Below are 602 nucleotides of genomic sequence, written 5' to 3'. Positions count from 1 at the left end.
CTTTGGATAGCACCTGTGATCCTGATTGGGTTCAGGTAGCTACGACTAGGGATTTCACGGTTACCGAAGCTGGTGAATATAGGATTCGAGTAGAGTTTGATGGGAATTGTGAGATTGATTTTTACTTCAATGTCTTTAAGAATAATTTTGAGCCTAATTTGGTAATTGTTCGCGATATCGTATGTAATACTCCAGGTATCTTGAGAGTTCAGAATTCTTCGAATGAGTATGAGTATCAGTTGATCACTCCGATCTCGGGTACAGTTATAGGATATCAAGCCTCACCGGAGTTTACAGGTTTAACAGAGCAGGGGACCTATACGGTAAATGTACGTCAGAGTAATGGATTGCCGACAGCTTGTGTATTTCAGGCTACGGAGTTTATGGAAGAGTTAGATTCTACGGTTTCTATCACTCCAGTTAGTCCATCCTGTCCGAGTGATCAGGGCTCTATTCAGATTCAGGTTACTGATGGAGATAGTAATTACACGTATAACATAAGTAGTACTACCACGGCTTTTACGGCAAGTGAGGGACCAACTACAGATCCGAATCATATATTTACAGGTTTAGATGCTGATGTTTATGATGTAGTGATGTAG

The 602-nt window shown here is 40.9% G+C and carries 1 protein-coding gene; it reads left to right on the top strand.

The features are described from left to right. A partial coding sequence (locus GBO31_RS23355) for a hypothetical protein (RefSeq protein ID WP_219011037.1) occupies positions 1 to 602 on the top strand: 602 nt, incomplete at its 5' end.

Source organism: Aquimarina litoralis (genome assembly GCF_019295435.1).
Lineage (GTDB): Bacteria > Bacteroidota > Bacteroidia > Flavobacteriales > Flavobacteriaceae > Aquimarina > Aquimarina litoralis_A.
Note: the sequence above shows the minus strand (reverse complement) of the source record. Positions and strands in the feature narration are given on the sequence as shown.